Source organism: Xanthomonas sp. WHRI 8932A, from assembly GCF_035012785.1.
Taxonomy (GTDB): domain Bacteria; phylum Pseudomonadota; class Gammaproteobacteria; order Xanthomonadales; family Xanthomonadaceae; genus Xanthomonas.
Map to the genome: position 1 here is coordinate 115923 of NZ_JAYGQQ010000014.1, position 17300 is coordinate 133222.

14 protein-coding genes, 1 other RNA gene and 2 pseudogenes are annotated in these 17300 nt (G+C 63.3%); 5 read left to right on the plus strand and 12 right to left on the minus strand.

Features of this window, described 5'->3' with window-relative positions; genetic code table 11:
• Positions 1–425 precede the first annotated feature (425 nt).
• The 7 genes from dcp (VC212_RS21165) to arfB form a co-directional block, all read right to left on the minus strand.
• Positions 426–2594 carry a peptidyl-dipeptidase Dcp gene (gene dcp, locus VC212_RS21165; protein WP_323526860.1) on the minus strand — a complete coding sequence of 723 codons (2169 nt, stop codon included), beginning with the start codon at positions 2592–2594 and terminating at the stop codon, positions 426–428.
• Between the two features lie 268 nt (positions 2595–2862).
• Positions 2863–5031 carry a M3 family metallopeptidase gene (locus VC212_RS21170; protein WP_323526861.1) on the minus strand — a complete coding sequence of 723 codons (2169 nt, stop codon included), beginning with the start codon at positions 5029–5031 and terminating at the stop codon, positions 2863–2865.
• 227 nt (positions 5032–5258) lie between these two features.
• Complete coding sequence (gene dcp / locus VC212_RS21175) at positions 5259–7439, minus strand: peptidyl-dipeptidase Dcp (protein WP_323526862.1); 2181 nt, start codon at positions 7437–7439, stop codon at positions 5259–5261.
• Positions 7440–7693: 254 nt separating this feature from the next.
• Positions 7694–8704, minus strand: a complete 1011-nt coding sequence (locus tag VC212_RS21180; protein WP_323526863.1) for an isoaspartyl peptidase/L-asparaginase — start codon at positions 8702–8704, stop codon at positions 7694–7696.
• Positions 8705–8875: 171 nt separating this feature from the next.
• Positions 8876–9145, minus strand: a complete 270-nt coding sequence (locus tag VC212_RS21185) for a hypothetical protein (protein ID WP_323526864.1) — start codon at positions 9143–9145, stop codon at positions 8876–8878.
• A gap of 115 nt (positions 9146–9260) precedes the next feature.
• The gene (locus VC212_RS21190) at positions 9261–9890 is read right to left on the minus strand and encodes a lysophosphatidylcholine acyltransferase (protein WP_311239459.1); all 630 of its coding nucleotides are present in this window, start codon (positions 9888–9890) and stop codon (positions 9261–9263) included.
• Positions 9891–9892: 2 nt separating this feature from the next.
• Positions 9893–10324 (minus strand): alternative ribosome rescue aminoacyl-tRNA hydrolase ArfB, encoded by a 432-nt coding sequence (arfB, locus tag VC212_RS21195; protein WP_019301089.1) that lies wholly within the window; start codon positions 10322–10324, stop codon positions 9893–9895.
• Positions 10325–10381: 57 nt separating this feature from the next.
• On the opposite strand from arfB, the gene VC212_RS21200 reads away from it, so the two are divergent.
• The gene (locus tag VC212_RS21200; protein ID WP_193552417.1) at positions 10382–10957 is read left to right on the plus strand and encodes a DUF2059 domain-containing protein; all 576 of its coding nucleotides are present in this window, start codon (positions 10382–10384) and stop codon (positions 10955–10957) included.
• Between the two features lie 398 nt (positions 10958–11355).
• Here the strand turns inward: VC212_RS21200 and VC212_RS21205 are convergent, their stop codons facing one another.
• Positions 11356–12126, minus strand: coding sequence for a pseudouridine synthase (locus VC212_RS21205; protein WP_323526865.1), 771 nt, complete (start codon positions 12124–12126; stop codon positions 11356–11358).
• Between the two features lie 81 nt (positions 12127–12207).
• Between VC212_RS21205 and VC212_RS21210 the strand changes: the two genes are divergently transcribed.
• Positions 12208–12669, plus strand: a complete 462-nt coding sequence (locus tag VC212_RS21210; RefSeq protein WP_115552621.1) for a thioredoxin family protein — start codon at positions 12208–12210, stop codon at positions 12667–12669.
• 171 nt (positions 12670–12840) lie between these two features.
• Here the strand turns inward: VC212_RS21210 and ubiB are convergent, their stop codons facing one another.
• From ubiB to VC212_RS21225, 3 genes are all read right to left on the minus strand, one after another.
• On the minus strand, positions 12841–14514 hold the full coding sequence (gene ubiB / locus VC212_RS21215) for a ubiquinone biosynthesis regulatory protein kinase UbiB (protein WP_115514994.1): 1674 nt from the start codon (positions 14512–14514) through the stop codon (positions 12841–12843).
• On the minus strand, positions 14511–15155 hold the full coding sequence (locus VC212_RS21220) for an SCP2 sterol-binding domain-containing protein (protein ID WP_323526866.1): 645 nt from the start codon (positions 15153–15155) through the stop codon (positions 14511–14513). Before VC212_RS21220 ends, ubiB begins: the two co-directional genes overlap by 4 nt.
• A gap of 205 nt (positions 15156–15360) precedes the next feature.
• A complete protein-coding gene (locus tag VC212_RS21225) occupies positions 15361–15648 on the minus strand; it encodes a hypothetical protein (RefSeq protein WP_323526867.1) in 288 nt (95 codons plus the stop codon).
• Here VC212_RS21225 and ddlA point away from each other — a divergent pair.
• Positions 15559–16461 (plus strand): annotated as a pseudogene (gene ddlA, locus VC212_RS21230) (D-alanine--D-alanine ligase); the annotation flags it as partial. The gene VC212_RS21225 and the pseudogene ddlA sit on opposite strands and share 90 nt — an antisense overlap.
• Before the next feature lie 8 nt (positions 16462–16469).
• On the opposite strand, the gene VC212_RS21235 reads toward ddlA, so the two are convergent.
• Positions 16470–16544: non-coding RNA, sX9 sRNA (locus tag VC212_RS21235), on the minus strand.
• Positions 16545–16606: 62 nt separating this feature from the next.
• Between VC212_RS21235 and VC212_RS21240 the strand changes: the two are divergent.
• Together VC212_RS21240 and VC212_RS21245 are read left to right on the plus strand one after the other, a co-directional pair.
• A pseudogene (locus VC212_RS21240) lies at positions 16607–16747 on the plus strand (D-alanine--D-alanine ligase A); the annotation flags it as partial.
• A complete protein-coding gene (locus tag VC212_RS21245) occupies positions 16744–17226 on the plus strand; it encodes a GNAT family N-acetyltransferase (RefSeq protein ID WP_323526868.1) in 483 nt (160 codons plus the stop codon). The pseudogene VC212_RS21240 and the gene VC212_RS21245, both read left to right, overlap by 4 nt.
• Positions 17227–17300: the final 74 nt, after the last annotated feature.

Here is a 17300-nt window from a genome sequence, read left to right on the forward strand (position 1 = left end):
CCTGGGCGTCGGGACGTGGAAGTGACGAAAGACATGGCAAGGCCGTTGCTGCGTGTGGTGACGTGCGCGAGTAAGCAAGCGTGTGTCACCAGCCGGTGGCCAATCGAGCAACAACGAAACACGTCCTTAGCCCGTCGCGCTGCGACAGGTTCGCAATCCGCGGGATACATTTTTATCAGGGACGTGCGTGTTGCTTACAAAAAAACCTCGCGCATCCATGCACGCCGCCCTGCGGGTTGTCGCGACCGGACTTGCCGCTGCGGCATGGGGATTGGGAAGCCAATGGCGAAAACAACAGCGACAACAACCGTAGATTTACCGCACCTTCCCGATTGCGCCAACGCAAACGGGATGGCACAAGGGCCATCCCGTTTCGTCTACTGCAAGCGCTCGCCGGTGCAAACAAAGCCACCCAAACGCATCGCTTATTCCGTCAAACCACGATTTTCCAGAAATGCCTTGACGCTGGGATCCTTGCCGCGGAAATCGCGGTACAGCGTGGCCGAATCGACAGTGTTGCCGCGTGAGAGGATCTTGGCGCGGAAAATATCGCCGTTCTTGCGGTTCAAGCCACCATTTTCCTCGAACCATTCGAAGGCATCGTCGTCGAGCACTTCCGACCAGAGGTAGGCGTAATAGCTGGCGGCATAACCCATCTCCCAGATATGGTTGAAATAGCTGCTGTGATAGCGCGGCGGCACCTCAGCCATGTCCAGCTTGAAGCGCTTGAGCGCATCGGTCTCGAACCGGCCCACGTCCTGCAAGGGTGCATCGGCCGGCAGGGTGTGCCAGGCCAGATCGAGCAGCGATGCCGACAGGGTCTCGGTGATCGTGTAGCCGCTATTGAAGCTCTTGGCCTTCTTGATCTTTTCCACCAGCTCGGCCGGCATCACTGCGCCGGTTTGATAATGCTTGGCGTAGTTGGCGAAGACCTTCGGATCGGAGGCCCAGTGCTCGTTGAACTGCGAGGGAAATTCCTTGAAGTCGCGCGGCGTTTTGGTTCCGGAAATCCCCGCGTAGGTCACCTTGGAGAACATACCGTGTAGCGCGTGGCCGAACTCATGGAACATCGTGGTGACGTCGTCGAAACTCAGCAACGCCGGCTGGCCAGCAGCGGGCTTGGTGAAGTTGCAGACGTTGTAGACCACCGGCTTGGTGCCGGTCAGGCCGTCCTGTTCGACGAACACGTCCATCCACGCGCCACCGGACTTGCTGTCGCGTTTGAAATAGTCGATGTAGAACAGCGCCATCGAGGTGCCGTCTGCATCAAACACCTCGTATACCTTCACGTCCGGATGGTAGGTGGGAATGTCGGTGCGCTGCTTGAAGGTGATGCCGTAGAGCTGGTTGGCCGCATAGAAAACCCCGTTCTGCAGCACGTTATCCAGTTCGAAGTACGGCTTGATCTGCGACTCATCCAGATCGTACTTGGCCTTGCGTACCTGCTCGGCATAGAAGTCCCAGTCGGAAGCGGCCAACTTGAAACCGCCCTTCTGGGCATCGATGACTTTCTGAATCTCGGCTGCTTCGCGGCGCGTCTTGGCCGTGGCCGCCGGCACGGTGTCGGTCAGCAGCTTTAGCGCCGCAGCCGGGGTCTTGGCCATCTGGTCGTTCAGTACGTAAGCGGCATAGCTGTCGTAGCCCAACAACTTGGCGCGTTGAGCGCGCAACTGCGCCAGTCGCTGAACCACCTTGCGCGTGTCGTTGTCATCGCCCTGTTCGGTGCGCTTCTGCGAAGCCTGCATGATCTGCGCACGCAACGCACGATCCTTCAACGAGGCGAGAATGGGCTGCTGGGTGGTGTTCTGCAAGGTCAACAGATACTTGCCGTCGAGCTTGCGCTGCTTGGCGGCATCGGCGGCGGCGGCGATATCGCCCTCGCTCAAGCCAGCCAGCCGGGCCTTGTCGTCCACAACCACCGCAGCGGCGGCCGTGGCAGCCACCAGCTTCGCGTGGAATTGCGTGGACAGCGTGGTTTCCTCCACATTGAGCTTGCCCACGGTGATCTTGTCGGCATCGGACAACAGCGCGCCGGATGCGACGAACCCTTTGTATGTGATCTCGACGAGGCGCTTTTGCTCCGGATTGAGCTTCATCGCATCGGACTGGTCATGCACCGCCTTGATGCGCGCAAACAGCTTGGGATCCAGAAGAACTTCATTACTATGCGCCGCCAGCTTGGGCCCAATCTCCTCCTGGATTTTCTCGCGTGCCGAATTGGTATCGGCAGAGATCACCCCGAAGAAGATATCCGACACGCGCGCCAATACCTCGCCGCCGCGACCGAATGCTTCGATGGTGTTTTCGAAGGTCGCCGGTTCGGGGTTGGTGGTGATCTTGCGCACATCCGCAAGTTCCAGACGCATGCCTTCCTCGAAGGCAGGCAGATAATCGCTGTCCTGGATTTTATCGAATGGCGGCGCCTTGAACGGCAGCGTGCTGGCGGTCAACAACGGATTGGACCTGGCCACAGAAGACTGGCTGGTGGCGGTATTGCTGGTCGTGGTCGCGGGCTGCGTATCCGGCGCTTCTTTTCCGGAACAGGCAGCGAGCGCCAGGGTAATGGCAGCTGCCAGAATGAGGGTGCGCGACATGGAGTGTGGAATTCCTGAGTGATCACAGCAGCCGGCAACGTTAATAGGTTTTCCGGCATCGAGCATGTGCTGCCGAACTGATCGGCATGGCGGGGTTAAGGACAGCGCTTGCTGTTGCAGAAGATGCGATGACCTCATTGAAGGCGACAGGGCAGGGATAGTGCCCATGCGCAATGGCCGATGACTTGGCGAGAGCGAATGACTGGCGATAAAAACGAAACCGGATGGCACCGCTATCCCGTTTCGTTCACAGATTAAAGATTGCCGATCACTCCGCCAACCCGCGGTTTTCTAGCAGTGCCTTGACGCTTGGATCCTTGCCACGAAAATCGCGATACAGCTGACTCACATCCACCGAATTACCAGGCGCGAGAATCTTGGCGCGGAAGAGATCACCATTTTTCCGCGTCAAACCGCCGTTCTCGCTGATCCACTCGAACGCGTCATCGTCGATGACCTCCGACCAGAAGTACGCGTAGTAACTAGCCGCATAACCACGGCTCCAGATATGGTCGAAATAACTGGCGCCATAGCGTGGCGGAACCTCGGGCAGGTCAACCTTGTAACGCTTCAGCGTGTCGGCCTGCATGGCACTCACATCCTGCATCTCTGCGGTCGCTGGTTGGCCATGCAAGGCCAGGTCCACGATCTGCGCCGAGAGTGACTCGGTCATCAGATAGCCGCTGTTGAAGGTCTTTGCATTCTTCAGCTTCTTCACCAGCGCCTCCGGCATCGCCTCTCCGGTCTTGTAGTGCTTTGCGTAGTGCGCGAAAACAGATGGGTCGGTCGCCCAGTGCTCATTGAACTGCGAGGGGAATTCAGAAAAATCTCGCGGCGTAGCGGCGCTATCCAACGAGGAATACTTCACTGTCGACAACATGTAGTGCAGCGCATGGCCGAACTCGTGAAACATCGTGGTGACTTCTTCCATGCTTAGCAACGCAGCCTGCCCATCGGCCGGCTTGCTGAAGTTGCACACGTTATAGATCACCGACTTGGCGCCAGTGAGTCCGTTGCGCTGGACCAAGGAGCCTGCCCACGAACCACCGGACTTGCTCTCCCGCTGGAAATAGTCCGTGTAAAACAGCGCCAACGAGGTGCCGTCTACATCGAAGACTTCGTAGACCTTTACGTCTGGGTGATAGGTCGGGATGTCGGTGCGCTGCTTGAAGGTGATCCCGTACAGCTGTGTGGCCGCATAGAAGACGCCATCATTGAGCACGGTATCCAAGGCGAAATACGGCTTGATCTGCGATACGTCCAGATCGTACTTGGCCTTGCGCACCTGCTCGGCATAAAAATCCCAATCCGACGCAGCCAACGTAAAGCCGCCATGCTGCGCATCGATCAACGCCTGGATCTGTGCCGCTTCCCGGCGTGCCTTGGCCGTGGCGGCAGGCACCGTGTCGGTCAGCAATTTCAGTGCCACCTGCGGCGTTCTGGCCATCTGGTTGCGCAGGCTGTAGGCCGCATAGCTGTCGTACCCAAGCAGGCTGGCGCGCTGCGCACGCACCTGCAACAAGCGCTTGATAGTGTCACGCGTATCGTTGGCATCGCCCTGCTCGGCGCGTTTTTCCGAGGCCTGCAGTATCTGCGCACGCAATGCGCGATCCTTCAGCGAGGCCAGCACCGGTTGCTGCGTGGTGTTTTGCAGACTCAGAAGATATTTTCCCTCAAGTTTGCGCGCCTTGGCAGCAGCAGCAGCGGCGGCGATATCGCCCTCGCTCATGCCGTCGAGCTTTGTCTTGTCATCCACCACCACCGCAGCGGCCAAAGCTGCGGCCGTCAATTTATTGTGGTACTGGGTGGTGAGGTTGGTCTCTTCCAAGTTGAGCTTGCGCAAGGTGGCTTTGTCTGCATCGGAAAGCTGCGCTCCGGCCTTGATGAAGCTGTCATAGCCGTGCTCGAGCAGGCGCAGCTGTTCCGGCGTCAGTGCGAGCGTATCGCGCCGATCGTAAAGGGTCTTGAAGCGTGCAAACAGCTTCGCATCCAGTGCGATCTCATCGCCGAGGGTGGCCAGCTTGGGGCCGATGTCTTCATCGATTTTCTGCCGCGCAGCGTTGGTATCGGCAGTTGAAATGCCTAAGAAGATGTTGGAGACATAGGCGAGTGTTGCGCCGCTGCGTTCCAGCGCCTCTACCGTGTTCTCAAAGGTGGGTGGCTCCGGGTTTTCGGTAATGCCGTGCAACTCGTGCCGGACCTGGCGAATACCTTCTTCAAAGGCCGGCAGATAATCGCTGTCGCGAATCTTGTCGAATGGCGGCGCCTGAAATGGCAGCGTGCTGGGCACAAGCAGCGGATTGGATGCCAGATCCGCAGATGTGGTGGCCGGTGTCGCGGCACCTGCGGCGGCAGGTGTGGTGCGCGGGGAATTCTTTTCCGAACATGCGGCCAGCGCAAAGGTGACCGCAGCAGCCAGAATAAGTGAACGTCGCATGGTGTAGTGATCCTGCAGAACGTGTAACCGGACACAGGACGGATGCCTCGACGTCCGGCATCGGCCCTGAATGAGCAGAGCGCCACAGCTGCGCTACTGCGCGTTGGCGGTCGCCAAGTATCTGGGCGATGCCTGCATGACATCCGGCAGGAACGGAATCGGCGGCCTTGAAAACGAAACGGGATGGCACCGCCATCCCGTTTCGTTCACCGATTAAGGGTTGCCGGTCACTCGGTCAAACCGCGATTCTCCAACAGCGCCTTGACGCTGGGATCCTTGCCGCGGAAGTCGCGGTACAGCGTAGCAAGATCCACGGTGTTACCACGCGAGAGAATCTTGGCGCGGAAAATATCGCCGTTCTTGCGGTTCAACCCGCCGTTTTCCTTGAACCATTCGAAAGCGTCGTCGTCGAGCACTTCCGACCAGAAATACGCGTAATAGCCGGCCGAATAACCGCCGCCCCAGATGTGGTCGAAATAGCTGCTGCGGTAGCGCGGCGGCACTTCGGCCAGGTCCACCTTAAAGCGCTTGAGCGCATCGGCTTCGAACTTGCTCACGTCCTGCAGCGGCGCATCCGCCGGCTGGGTGTGCCAGGCCAGATCCAGTAGCGCTGCCGACAGATATTCGGTGGTGGCGTAGCCGCTATTGAAAGTCTTGGCCTTCTTGATCTTTTCCACCAGTTCGGCCGGCATCACTGCGCCGGTTTGATAATGCTTGGCGTAGTTGGCGAAGACCTTCGGATCGGACGCCCAGTGCTCGTTGAACTGCGAGGGGAATTCCACAAAATCGCGCGAGGTGCTGGTGCCGGCGATCGAGGGATACTTCACCTTGGAGAACATGCCGTGCAGTGCGTGGCCGAACTCATGGAACAGCGTGGTGACGTCATCGAAGCTCAGCAACGCCGGCTGGCCGGCAGCGGGCTTGGTGAAGTTGCAGACGTTGTAGACCACCGGCTTGGTGCCGGTCAGGCCGTCCTGTTCGACGAACACGTCCATCCACGCGCCACCGGACTTGCTGTCGCGCTTGAAGTAGTCGGTGTAGAACAACGCCATCGAGGTGCCGTCGGCATCGAAGACTTCGTACACCTTCATGTCGGGGTGGTAGGTCGGAATGTCGGTGCGCTGCTTGAAGGTGATGCCGTAGAGCTGGGTGGCCGCATAGAAAACGCCGTTCTGCAGCACGTTATCCAGCTCGAAATACGGCTTGATCTGCGACTCGTCCAGATCGTACTTGGCCTTGCGCACCTGCTCGGCGTAAAAGTCCCAATCGGAGGCGGCAAGCTTGAAATCGCCGGTCTTCGCATCGGCACGCTGCGCGTCGATGACCTTCTGCATCTCGCCCACTTCACGGCGCGCCTTGGCGGTGGCCGCCGGCACGGTGTCGGTCAGCAGCTTCAGCGCCGCCTCCGGAGTCTTTGCCATCTGGTTGCCCAGGCTATAAGCGGCGTAATTGTCGAAGCCGAGCAACTTGGCTTTTTGCGCACGCAGCTGCGCCAGACGCTGGATGGTCTGGCGGGTGTCGTTGGCATCGCCCTTTTCTGCACGGGTTTCGGAAGCCTTCAACACCTCGGCGCGCAGCGCGCGATCTTTCAACGACGCCAGTACCGGCTGCTGGGTGGTGTTCTGCAAGGTCAGAAGATACTTGCCATCGAGCTTGCGTGCCTTGGCGGCATCGGCGGCGGCGGCAATGTCGCCATCGCTCAGGCCGTCGAGTTTGGCCTTGTCATCGACCACCACTGCACCGGCAGCGGAGGCTGCAACCAGACGCGTATGGAACTGGGTGGACAGCGTGGTTTCTTCCACGTTGAGCTTGCGCAGGCTGTCCTTGTCGGCATCGGAGAGCTGCGCACCGGCGCGCACCAGGTCTTCATAATCGTGCTCGACCAGACGCTTTTGTTCCGGCTCCAGGTTCAGCGTGTCGCGCTGGTCGTACAGGGTTTTGACGCGTGCGAACAGTTTCGGGTCGAGGTTGATCTCGTCCTTGTGCGCGGCCAGCTTGGGCGCGATCTCTTCCTGGATTTTCTGGCGTGCGTCGCTGGTATCGGCCTGCACCAGCCCGAAGAAGATGCGCGACACGCGCGTCAGCGTTTCGCCGCTGCGCTCCATCGCTTCGATGGTGTTGTCGAAGGTGGGCGCTTCGGTGTTGTCGGCGATCTTGCGCACGTCGGCCAGATGCAGCCGCATGCCTTCTTCAAACGCGGGCAGGTAATCGCTGTCCTTGATCTTGTCGAACGGCGGCGCCTGGAACGGCAGGGTGCTGGCGCTCAACAACGGGTTCGCCGCAGCGTCGGCGGCCGGGGTGGTGGTCTTTTCGGGCACGGTGGTGGACTCCTTACCGGATGGCTCTTTTCCAGAACATGCGGCCAATGCCAGGGTGATGGCGGCGGCCAGAACGACGGTACGCGACATGGCGTGTGATTCCTGAGTGGGTACGGCAGCCGGTCACGCTAGCGGGTTTGCGTGATGCTGGCATGTGCCGTTGGATTGGATGGATGCAGCGGTTTGGGGATGGTGCAGGCAAGCACGCAGCCGCTGGCTCGGCACGCCTGGCCGGTGTGAGCGACATGGTGCAGCAGGGGGTTTTGCGGCTTTCCTGGGTTCGATCGCGAGACAACACTCAGTCGAAACGGTTAGCGGGTCCGGGACCCGGCCGACCCCGTCCGTCAGAGCGTCTCGTCCTTGAAGATCGCCACATGCGGGCTGCCGTCGGCGCCGATCCAGCCGCGGTACATGCCTTCGGTATTGAACGGGAAGGCGATGTTGCCTTGCGCATCCAGCGCGATGGCACCGCCATCGCCGCCGGCCTTGGGGATCTGCTGATCGATGACCGCGTCGGCCGCCTGTTGTAGCGACTGCCCGGCGTACTTCATGCGCGCACAGATGTCGTAGGCCGCCACCGCACGGATATAGAACTCGCCCCAGCCAGTGCCGGACACCGCGCACTGCGCATTGGCATAGGTGCCGGCGCCGATGATGGGCGCGTCGCCGACGCGGCCGTAACGCTTGTTGGTCATGCCGCCGGTGGACGTGCCGGCAGCCAGATGGCCGTCGCGATCCAACGCGAGCGCACCGACGGTGCCGAAGTGCTTGGCGGTTTCCAGGTCGAGCGCGGCCTGGGCCTGACGGTCGCCGCTTTCGGCCTTGAGCGCTTTTTGCAGCTGTTGCCAACGCTTGTCGGTACGGAAATAGCTGGGCTCGACCAAGGTGACACCCTGCTCGCGCGCAAACTGCTCGGCACCGTCGCCGACCAGCATCACGTGCTTGGAGCGGTCCATGACGCTGCGCGCCAGCAGGATCGGGTTCTTGACCGTGTGCACGCCGGCAATCGCGCCGGCCTTGCCGCTGGCGCCATCCATGATCGCCGCATCCAGCTCGTTCTTGCCGTCGTGAGTGAACACCGCACCGCGCCCGGCGTTGAACTGCGGCGCGTCCTCCAGCACGGTGATGGTGGCGGCCACCGCATCCACCGCGCTGCCGCCGCGCGTCAACACCGCATGGCCGGCACGCAGCGCGCGTTGCATCGCCTCACGTGCCTGCGCTTGTTCATCGGGCGAAAGACTGGATTTTTCCACGCCCGCACCCCCATGGATCACCAGCATCGGCGTAGCGGCCAGCGCCGGGCCGGTACAGAGCAGTAGCGAGAGACATAACGCGCGGGCGGACGAAGCGATCATGGTGTTTTCTCACTGCAAGTTGATTGAGTGACCCGGTGTTGCCGGGCAGGGGCGAACACGGCAGGTTCGCCGCAGGCAATGCACGAAGTCGGCTTCGTCCGCCACCATGCCGGGCACTGATCTACTGCTGCCCGCATCAGCCAAGCGTCGACAATATCCGGCGTGATGGTGTCAGGCATCATCGCGCGTTGCTTCGGCAAGACGACGCTGGAAGTCTGTTCCGAGCATCTGATCCACCACCCCAAGTCTGACGACAACGCTGTCAGGATCGAATACGCCGCCGCGCAGCACTGTCTCGGCCTCGTTGTGCATCGCGTACGCCAGGTGCGCAGCGGCACGGATGGAAAGAGACGACTCGTTCTGGCTTCCGAGGTGCCCCGCCAGCAGGCACCGAATCTCGTAGAGCGCGAAGGCGAACAGCTGCTCCTGCGTCGCGGTCATTCGGGCACTCCTCCCATGACGCCTAAGTCGAATCCACCGATGCGAGCCGCGGCATGCCTAAACAGCGCGGCACATCGTTAGGCTCACATGCGTGTTCAAGGCACGCGGTCGCAACCTACAACGTATCGCGATGCTTACCGCGCCACGGCCGGTACCAGGTACGGATGGCGGCGATGTCGGCGGCCATGTCGGTGCCGGTCCAGAACGGTTCGCCGATGCCCACGGTCTTGCTGGGGTAGTCGAAATACACCGGCAGGATCGGCACCTTGGCATCGGACGCGATCTTCCAGAAACCGGCCTTCCACTGCTCCACACGCTTGCGCGTGCCTTCGGGGGTGATCACGTACCACATCTGTTCGGAGTTGCGGATCAACCGCACCGCCTGGCCGATGGTGCCCTGCGGCGAGCTGCGATCCAGCGGGATGGCGCCCAGCTTGCGCAGCAGCGGCCCCAGCGGCCACCAGAACAGCTGCGCCTTGCCCAGCACGCGCACATCGAAGCCGAGCGCGAACTTGGCGGCAAAGCCCACAAAGCCATCCCAGTTGGACGAGTGCGGCGCCACGATCATCACCAACTTGGGCTCGTCGGGCAGCCGCCCAAGCAGCCGCCAGCCGGTCAGGCGCAGAGCGGTACGGCCCAGCCAGCGGCCGAAGCGACCGTGCGCACGCGGCATTCTGGGCGGGGTTGACTGCAGCAGGATGTTGGCCTGTGCGACCGGCGGCAACGACGGGTCGGTGTGACTCACGCTTACTCCCAGTGGGACGCAGAGCGTCCACGCTTGATATGGCTGCGCTCACGCTTGGCATCCAGCCGCCGCAGCTTGGCACCGTGACTCGGTTTGGTGGCGACCCGGCGCTTGGGCACCGACAGGCATGCACTGATGATCTCGGCCAGCCGCTCGCGCGCATCGTCGCGGTTACGGTCCTGGGTGCGAAAACGCTGCGCGTCGATCACCAGCACGCCCTCGGCGGTCATGCGGCGGTCGCGACGCGACAACAGCCGCTCGCGCAGCGGCTCGGGCAGCGAGGGCGACCCTGCCACGTCGAAACGCAGTTCCACCGCGGTAGACACCTTGTTGACGTTCTGCCCGCCCGCGCCGCTGGCGCGCACGAAGCGTTCGACGAGTTCGCTGGGCGGAATCGTCAGGCTGGGGGTGATCTGGATCGGGTCGCTGGCCATTAGCCTGCGATTGTATCGGCAGCGGCGTGGACGCGCGCGCGAACGCCTGCTTCCCGTATCCTGCGGCCGGTTCCCCGATCGCAGGATGCTCCGATGACACCTCATTCGTTCGCCGCCGCAGGCGCGCTTGCCCGCCGCCTGCTGCTGCTCGCCCTGCTGGCGGTGGCCGCCCCGGCCGCGCTGGCGCAGGCACCCACCGATGCCGACGTCAACCGTCTGCTGGCCGCCTCGCGCGCGCAGACCATGCTCGACACCATGCTGCCGCAGATCGAAGCGATGCAGCAGCAGCAATTCGCCCAGCTCACCGCGCAGCGCCAGTTCGACGCCGATCAGCAGGCGCAGCTGCAACGCATCCAGGAACGCACCCGCCAGACCGTGCGCAAGGCGCTGTCGTGGTCGGAGCTGCGCCCGATGTACGTGGACATCTACAAGCGCTCGTTCTCGCGCGAGGACGTGCTGGCGATGGCCGAGTTCTACGAGAGCTCGGCCGGCCAGAGCCTGCTGGACAAGACCCCGGCGCTGACCCAGAACCTGATGGGCGCCATCCAGCAGAAGATGCTGCCGCTGTTTGCCGATCTGCAGAAGGATTTGGAGAAAATCGTCAACGAGCCTGCGGCGGCCAAGAAGCCCTGAAGGACGGCAGCCGGGAATGAGGAGTGGGAATTCGTCGGTGCGCGATTCCTGCAACGGTTGCCGATGCGGGTTGCGTGCGTTGCCGGTGACGGGTGCGTCACCTTTTCAGCTGGCGGAAGACGACTGTCTTGCCGCTTCTGCCGCCGGAAGAGCTGCTGCCTTGAGCCCGCAGTGGCGAGCTTGCCCCCATCCGCCCTTCGGGCACATTCCCCCGCAAGCGAGGGAAGGAAGCAACTCGGAAGGCGACCAGCGAGGGCGGCAACGCGGGAAGGCGAACATTGCGCGTCGCGCTTGAGCCCCTCTGCCGCCTGCGGGAGAGGGGTTGGGGTGAGGGGATGCTTGCGCGGATGTCTAGCAGGCTGAGTGGACGTCTCGATCTCTGAACCAGGCACGCCACATCACGCTGTCTGCGCTACTCCCAAGTCCGCAATCTCCCACCCAAACAACGCACACGCCTTGGCAAATTCCACATCCAGCGGCGCGGTGATGCTGATGCGCCTGCCATCGGCCGGGTGCGGAAACTCCAGGCGTTCGGCGTGTAGCAGCATGCGGTGGATACCGAGCATGCGGAAACTGCGGTTGTGGCGTCCATCGCCATGGCTGGTGTCGCCGATCATGTGATGCGACAGATGCTTCATGTGCCGGCGAATCTGCCGAAAGCGCCCGGTCTGCGGTTGGCAGCGCAGCAGCGCATACCGCGACGTGGCAAAGCCGGTGGACGGGATTTCCAGTTCGCCGGTCGCCAGCCGCTGGAAGTGCGTCACCGCCGGCTTCTTGACCGGTTTGCCGGGGCCGCCATCCAGGTCGTGATCGACGATGAACCGATCTTCGGCCGGCCAGCCGCGGCACACGGTCAGATAATTTTTATCCACCTCGCCGGCCATCAAGGCCTTGCCCAGCGCGCTGGCGCTGTCGCGGTCGAACGCCAGCAGCAGGCAGCCGCTGGTCGCGCGGTCGAGCCGATGCACCAGGAAGATCGGTTTGCCCAGCTGCTCGCGCAGGCGGTCGGCGAGAAAGTCGTCCTCGCCGCGCGCCAGCTTGCTGTCGTGGACCATCAGGCCCGCGGGTTTGTCGACGACGGCCAGGACGTCGTCCTGGTAGAGAATCTGCAGATGCTTGGGGGATATGCTCACCGGCGGATTATCCGCATCGCTGACACCGCATGCCACTGCGGTGCGCTATCCACGCGCCCGTTGACCGCATCAGGCCGCTGGCACAGCATGCCGATTCCCCCTCACGGAGCGTCCCCCATGCGCGCCTTGCTCCTGCTTTGCCTGCTGGCGGTCGCTCCGCTGGCGCAGTCTTCGACCCTGCCGTACGACGACCATGCCGACGCCGGCACCCAGCTGCGCGATGCGCTGGCCGCCGGCAAGAAAACCCACAAACCCACGCTGGTGATTTTCGGCGCCAACTGGTGCCACGACTGTCGTGCGCTGGATACCTCGCTGCACAGCGCAAAGAACGCGCCGCTGATCGACCGCTCGTTTGTTGTGGTCAAAGTGGACGTGGGTAATTTCGACCACAACCTGGACATCAGCCAGCGCTACGGCGACCCGATCCAGAACGGCATCCCGGCTGCGGTGGTGGTATCGCCGGCCGGCACGCTGCTCTACACCACGCGTGCCGGCGAGCTGGCCAACGCACGCCAGATGAGCGACGACGGCATCTATCAGTTCTTCGACCAAGTGGCGCACGCCCACCGCGCGCCCTGATGCACGTGCGTGCAGGATTGGCGGTGCGGGCTCACACCAGGGCGCGAACCGCCAGCCGGTCGCGCGTGCCGGGCAACATCGCGCTGCATGTCACCGCAGCGGTGTGCAGCGATGCGCTGCACGCGGGCAGTGCAGCAGCGTGCACGCGCGGATCGTCACGCAGCCAGTTGCCTAGCGACGCAGCCACGCCACCAGCAACGCGACCGACCCGGCGCCGCCGCTGATCCAGCTCCACACCGGCACCGTGCCCAGGTACCAGCCATCCGGATGCAAGCCGTACAACACGGCCGCCACCACCAACAGCCCGCTACCGGTGATGGCCGTGACCACGCGGGTCTGCAGCTTGCGCAGGCTGATGTCCAGCGCGCGCAATTCGCTCGAACGGATGTCCAGCTGATGCCGGCCTTCCACCTGCTGCTTCAACCAGCTGTGCACCAGGCGCGGCATGTCCGGTGCGTGAGTCATGATTTCCGGTAGCCGCTTGCTCAACTCGCCCAGCATGCGACGCGGGCTGTAGCGCTCGCGCAGGATGCGCTCCAGCACCGGTCGCGCCACCGCCCAGATATCCAGCTTGGGATCGAGCTGACGGCCGACGCCTTCGATGTTGAGCAGCGTCTTCTGCAGCAGAATCAACTGCGGCTGCAGCGTCAACTCGTAGCGCTGCGCCACGCGGAACAACTTGATCAGCACCTGCGCCAGCGAAATTTCCGACAGCGGCCGGGTGAAGTACGGCTCGCACACCGAGCGCGCGGCCGCTTCCAACTCGTCGATGCGCACGTTGGACGGCATCCAGCCCGCCTCCACGTGCAGCTCGGCCATGCGGCGATAATCCTTGTGGAAGATCGCCATGAAGTTCTCGGCCAGGTAGTACTGATCTTCCTGCGAGAGCTGCCCCATGATGCCGAAATCCAGCGCGATGAAACGCGGATTGAGGCGGCGCTCCGGGTCCGAGTCGACCCAGATGTTGCCGGCGTGCGCGTCGGCATGAAAGAAGTTGTCGCGGAACACCTGCGTGTAGAACACGCGCACGCCCTTGGCCGCCAACGCCTTGCGGTCGATGCCGGCAGCATCGAGCTTGGCGATGTCGTCGGACGGAATGCCGTACACGCGCTCCAGCGTGAGCGCGCGCTCGGCGGTGTGCGACCAGATCACTTCCGGCACGTACAGATCGTCCGAGCCTTCCCAGAACCGGCGCAGCACGCTGGCGTTGGCGCCTTCGCGCTGTAGATCGAGTTCGGCCGACAAGGTGCCTTCGATCTCGGCCACCACTTCGCGCGGACGGATCTTGTCGGCGCGCGGATGGGTGCGTTCGACCAGCGTGGCCAGCGAATGCAGCAGCGCGATATCGGCGTCGATCTGACGCTCGATGTCCGGGCGCAACACCTTGACCACCACTTCGCGACGCACGCCGTTGGCATCGGGCGGCAAGGTGGCCGCATGCACCTGCGCGATCGAAGCCGATGCCAGCGGCACGGTGTCGAAGGAGGCGAATGCCACGCTGACCGGCAGGCCGAGCGCACCTTCCACGATCAGGCGCGCGGCCTGCCCATCGAACGGCTTGACCCGGTCCTGCAGCAAGGTGAGTTCTTCGGCCACATCGGCGGGGATCAGGTCGCGGCGGGTCGACAGGATCTGCCCGAACTTGACGAAGATCGGGCCCAGTTCCTGCAACGCCAACCGCAGCCGTGCACCGCGCGATTGCGCGGCGATTTCGGCGCTGGCACGCGGCACGAACGGCTTGGCTAACCGCAGCCAGCGTTCGGCGGCGGTGCCTTGCAGCAGGTCGTCCAGGCGGTAGCGCAAGATCACTCGGCCAATGCGGCTGGCCCGCAAAATCGCCTTCATGCCGCGCCTCCGGCGGCACGCAGGCGGGTCACGCGCGCGGCCATCCGCTCCACGTCGTCGCGCAGCTCGTCCACATCATCGTGGAAGGCATCGAGCTCGGCACGCGGCACTACATCGCGCGATTCTTCGGTGACGAATTCGGCCGCGCTATGCGCCAGATCCGAGGCGCTGCGACGCGCCTGCTGCAATGCTGCACGCACCGCGCCGGCGATCTGCACGCCCAGGATCTCGCCGAATACCGCCACAAACGGCAACTGCCAATCCGGGTCGAAGCGGCCGGCCAGTTGCTGCAGCTGGCGCGCCAGCTCCGCATCGCCGGAGACCTTGAGCCGCCCCGCCGGTGCACCGCTGCGGCGCGCGTTGGCCAGAAACGGCAGCTGCCCCAGCAAACCGGCCAGGCTGCTGCGCACCGCCAGATCTGGCTCGTGTGTCTGATCGACCGGGCCGACCAGCAACCGGCGCTCGTGCACGCGGATCTGCAGCGCCAATGCGGGCGCGTCCAGGGTCAGCGCGATGCGCTGGCCTTCCAGCGGCAACAGGGCATCGCGGGTATCCGGGTCCAGCGCCAGTGCGCGATTGAGCGCGGCCTGCAGGGCCTGGCCGGCGAGCGGCTTGAGGGAATTGAAGAATGATCCGGGCATGGACGCATTCTACCGCCCCCGCATGTCGCAGCTGACTGACGGTGATGAGGCGTTGCGCGCCGGAGGCTGTTGCGGTGGCCATGGCGGGCGCTTGTCTGGCAGTAGAGCGATCAATGCGGGGGTCGCTGCCTGGATTGCCTGGATTGCCTGGCAGGCCGGCGCTGCACCGCGGCTCGCCGGGATGCTGCGCTTTGGAGGCCGCACGTCATCGGCCATCGCGCCCTGCGGCGATGAGCGCGGCGTCCGTGCACAGCTGCCGGCCGCGCAGGATCTGCCGACTTCCTTCGGCCGGCCGGTCACGGGCATGCTGGCGCCCTTCTCGAACAGTTGGCAGGAGCAGGCGATGGGCAAGATCCGGGTCGGTCTCATCTTTGGCGGCAAATCCGCCGAGCACGAGGTTTCGCTGCAATCGGCGCGCAACCTCCTGGACGCGCTCGACCCGCAGCGCTTCGAGCCGGTGCTGATCGGCATCGACAAGCAGGGCCAGTGGCATCTGAGCGCGCCGGACAGCTTTCTGCACGATGCCGACGACCCGGGCCGGATCGCCTTGCACCGCAGCGGCCGCTCGGTGGCGATGCTACCCGGCGCCGAGCACGCGCAGCTGCGGCCGGTGGATACCGATCAGGCACTGGCGCAGATCGATGTGGTGTTTCCGATCGTGCACGGCACCCTGGGCGAGGACGGATCGCTGCAGGGCTTGTTGCGCATGGCCAACCTGCCCTTCGTCGGCTCCGGCGTGCTTGGTTCGGCGGTGGCGATGGACAAGGACATGGCCAAGCGCGTGCTGCGCGATGCCGGCCTGGCGGTGGCGCCGTTTGTCTGCTTCAACCGCCACACCGCCGCGCAGGCCGATGTGGATGCGCTGATCGCGCAGTTGGGCTTGCCGCTGTTCGTCAAGCCGGCCAACCAGGGCTCTTCGGTCGGCGTCAGCCAGGTGCGCAGCGCGGACGCCTTTGCCGCCGCGCTCGCATTGGCGTTGTCCTATGACCACAAGGTGCTGGTGGAAGCGGCCATTGTCGGTCGCGAGATCGAATGCGCGGTGCTGGGCAATGCCACGCCACAGGCCAGCGTGTGCGGCGAGGTGGTGGTACACGATGCGTTTTATTCGTACGACACCAAATACATCAGCGCAGATGGCGCCGACATCGTGATCCCCGCCGATCTCGATGCGCAGACGCAGCAGCGCATCCAGCAACTTGCGGTGCAGGCGTATCAAGCACTGGACTGTGCCGGCATGGCACGCGTGGATGTGTTCCTGTGTGCGGACGGGCGCATCGTGATCAACGAGGTCAATACGCTGCCTGGGTCAAGAGTGGCTAACAAACGTAGCGAGCAGTCGTCAGGTGGGCGCGGACGGCGCGCAGGAACCGGAATGTACAAGCAGTACATGAGGATTCCGAGCACCGGCTGCGCCCGCATGACGGCGGCGCAGTAGTTTGATAGCCGCTCGTTCACGGATCAGCATGTATCCAAAATCATGGCAGGCAAGCGGGCTGGACTATCGTAGTTTGATCACGCAGTTGATCGAGCTGGCCTTGCAACGGCATGCGGACGATCAACTGCTGCGCAGCGCGGTGGACGCGCGCGCATGAGTGCGGCGCAGTTACGCGCAGTGCAAGCGCACGACCATGCCGCGCTGCTCGCACTCAACAATACGCACGCCACCGCACTGTCGTTGCTCGATGCCGATGGGCTCACCGCTTTATTGCAGATGGCCTGGCACGCCCGCCTCGTCCCACCGGCCGACGGCCTGCTGATCGCACTGGATCAGAGCGCTGCCTATGCCAATGCGAACTTTGCATGGCTGGCGGCGCGCTTCGCACGCTTTGTGTACGTGGACCGGATCGTGATCGCCGCCCATGCGCAGCGACGCGGCCTTGCGGTGCAGCTGTACGACGACCTCATCCGCAGCGCGCGTGCAGCAGCGCAACCGCGCGTGGTGTGCGAAGTCAATCTGAGCCCGCCCAATCCGGCCTCCCTCGCACTGCATCGACACCTGGGATTCGTGCCGATCGGCGATGCGCTGCTGGCTAATGGCAAGCAAGTGCAATACCTGGAAAAGCTGCTGTGAGATGCAAAAACCCCGCTGAAAACCGCCATAACGCACATGGCCCGCCTCCTTGCGGAAGCGGGCCATGTGAGCGC